The sequence below is a fragment of the Intestinibacter sp. genome, from assembly GCF_022780145.1.
Lineage (GTDB): Bacteria > Bacillota > Clostridia > Peptostreptococcales > Peptostreptococcaceae > Intestinibacter.
Genome location: NZ_JALEXO010000108.1, coordinates 1 through 3,114, shown reverse-complemented (window position 1 = coordinate 3,114; position 3,114 = coordinate 1). Strand labels below are relative to the sequence as shown.

The window sequence follows — 3,114 nt, the reverse complement described above, 5'->3', positions numbered from 1 at the left end:
ATCTACCTCGTGATTATCTTCTATCATAACTAGATAATACTTAGATTTTTTGTCGTATTTTATGCTGCTCTTTAACGCAAATCTCTCTTTGAACACCCTCTCTTCAGCATTAGACGATTTGCTGTCGGCGATTATGCTTATTTCATTAGAAATCACATTTCCAGCCTCGTCTTCAAAACGAGCCTTTAGCATAATCGGTTGTTTCTTATCCTCTACCATATCTTTTTGGAAGAAGTTTATAGTAAACCTAGGTGTAGTTATCTTCTTGCTTATAGTGCTCATCTCAACCTCTACATAGGATTCTTCTATTTTACTTGCCTTTTTGTTTCCTTTAAACTTGATAACTGGCACTACTATCTCCTGTGGCATAGTTCCACCGTGGACGTAATTGCTACCTGCACCTTGTTTTGCAAATCTGACTTCACCTCTTGGAACAGTTACAAATTTCTCGCCCTTATTTGACAGTATATAGTCCATAGAGAAAGTAAGAGTTCCCTCTTGTCTCTCAAAATCGTCGCTTATAGCATATCTTCTCGAATACTTGTCATCTGATTTGTAGGTGATTTTTTCAGTAGTTTTTATGCTGCCCCTTCTATATAAAAATCCGTGATCAGAGGTTATATAGATATTGACCGCATTTAATCTAGTCACGAGGTTGTTTACTAATTGCTTAAGTTCGCTAAAAGTATCCTCGCATGATTCAAATACCTCTCTCTCTGTAGCAGCATTATCACCTCTAGCATCTATTACATTGTGGTAAATATAGATTACCTTCTTGCCTGTAAAAATTTTCTTAAACTCACTAGAAGGTAAGTCCTCTATATCCTTGTAAGCTACAGCTAGCGAACTAGAATTTTTCGACTTAAGTATCTTATCCCTGTTTGCAGTTCCTTCTGAGCTTATGCCATCTACATATACGTTGTTCTTATCATCAAGTGTTATATTTTTATTCGGCAATAAACTAGCCATTCCGAGCTTAGTACAAGAAGGCAGCACTCCTTGAAGTATATCTACAGTAGCAGTTCCCTTAGCCTCTACATTTAGTATATCCGCAAGCTCCATCGCACAATCGTATCTAAGTGCATCAGAAATTATCACGAACACCCTCTCATTTTTTAAATTATGAGGCTCTATATAATTAGGATAAAATGCCTTTTGAGATATAACTCCAGGTATATTCCAGTTAGTTCCCAAATTAGCCTCCACAGAACTAGACCACTTCACTGATAATTCGTCTAAATACCAATTAGTATAGACCTCTTCTATTTTTTCCATAAGAGAATATATCATATCCTTGTCGTCAATTTTATCGTAAGCCACATAGAATTTTCTGTAAGCCTTATCGATTAAATAGTAAGAATTTACATCGTTGTTATAGTATGCTTCTATCATTTCATAAGGAGTCTTTTCCTTTATATAATCTACATTCGCCTTGATTCTAAATAAATTTATAGCTTGCTCCAATGCATCGTAGTAATTTTTATAATCAGGATACCAATTCAAGCTCTTTCTCTTGTTTATGATTTCCTCATACTTGTCAAACTCGTCGGCACCACTTATAAGCACATCGACTAGTTTTTTAATTGTAGCTTCATCGAAATATCTAAACGTATCACAATTTATAAAATCATCTTCATTTAATTTAGATACCACATTTTCCAGCTTGATTGCATTTTGGACTTTGTCGGCTAGTTTTTTGTATATATCTAAATCCTCTCTATCATTCATAAAATGGTTTATAAATATAGAGCAGTTAGATTTTTTGTCTGATATATATTCTGTATAGCTCTTTGGCAACTGCTTGTCTATTTTCTCGTCTAAATCTGTAATAGTCAAAAGTATCATCAGCTTGCCGATGTTTTTTTCTTCTAAATTATATCCGTAGTATTTAGAAGCTAACTCCCAGAAAGCATCTATGTCGCCGAACTTTTCAATGCTTTCTAGGTATTTTTTATCTTTGTTTAAAAATTCCTTTAGCAATACCTTAGTCACTTCTTCAAAATCAGGCACAGATAACTTGCAAAGAGCTGATAGTACAGCTATGTGTATGCTGTCCTCTGTGTAATCGCCTATATCTAGCTTCTTGAAGGCTGCATATCTGTCTTTGTTGTTGAAGAATTTTGAGTAATTTTTTATAACAGGAGTCAGCGATTTGTCTGTTATGTTTAAATCTCTCATTGTGACTGTTGTCTTATCTGTCGAAAATTCTACGCTGTATTTTAACACATCAAGCAGCCAGTCCTCTCTAGGTGCTGGCTTTGGCATATTGGCGTAGATTAATATGTTTGATGTTGGATCTTCTTTTTCTAGGATGTATCTAGTTTTGAAGTAGTTGTTTGGTGTAAGTTTTAGAGTTCTTACGTTTTGTAGGTTTATGTTATCTATATCTTCAACGAACTCGCCCTCTGCATCGTACCAGAATACTATGTGGCGCGGGTTCTCGTTTATCAGCGGTTCGTTGTATATTTCTGATAGTACTTTTGTTATCTCGTCAAGATTCATGGGTTCACCGTCTTTCTTTTTTGTTTCTAGTATATTATAATCTATTTTTTATAGACTCTATCTCCTTTACATAAATAGATCTATTTTCTTTTTCTTTTGGTATATTCAAAAAAACTTGTTTTTTAGCTCTTGTTATAGCTACATAAAATAATCTTCTTTCCTCACTATTCTGATTTACACAATGTTCATTTCTATTAACCTTAGGTAAAACTATATCCAATATAGGATCATCTTGAATATTTGTTGGGAAGCCTTTCATTTTATTATTTTTATTACTATCCTCACAATTTAGTATGATAACATAATCTGCTTCCATACCTTTTGCTTTATGTACTGTTAAAAATTTAATGTCCAAGTTTTTATTTTTTTTATAAACTATATTATCATTTGGATAAACACTTAAATATCTATTATTCTCATTTTTTAACTTATCTCTATCGTCTTCATATCTGCCTAATATATACACAGACACCTTTTTATAATTTTCTTTTTTCCCTATTTCATCTAATGTTTTCACTATATCTGTTGTAAATTTACATTGTTCTCTAAACAAATTTCTTTTATAACTTACAACTTTTTTATATACATTTGATTTATCTAACATTATAAATT

2 protein-coding genes are annotated in these 3,114 nt (G+C 32.8%); both read right to left on the bottom strand.

Annotated features, from left to right (window positions below; translation table 11 throughout):
* Positions 1-2,502, bottom strand: a 2,502-nt coding sequence (pglZ, locus tag MR593_RS03880) for a BREX-1 system phosphatase PglZ type A (RefSeq protein WP_290687075.1), incomplete at its 3' end; no start/stop codon positions are given.
* A gap of 34 nt (positions 2,503-2,536) precedes the next feature.
* A partial coding sequence (locus tag MR593_RS03875; protein ID WP_290687073.1) for a 3'-5' exonuclease occupies positions 2,537-3,114 on the bottom strand: 578 nt, incomplete at its 5' end.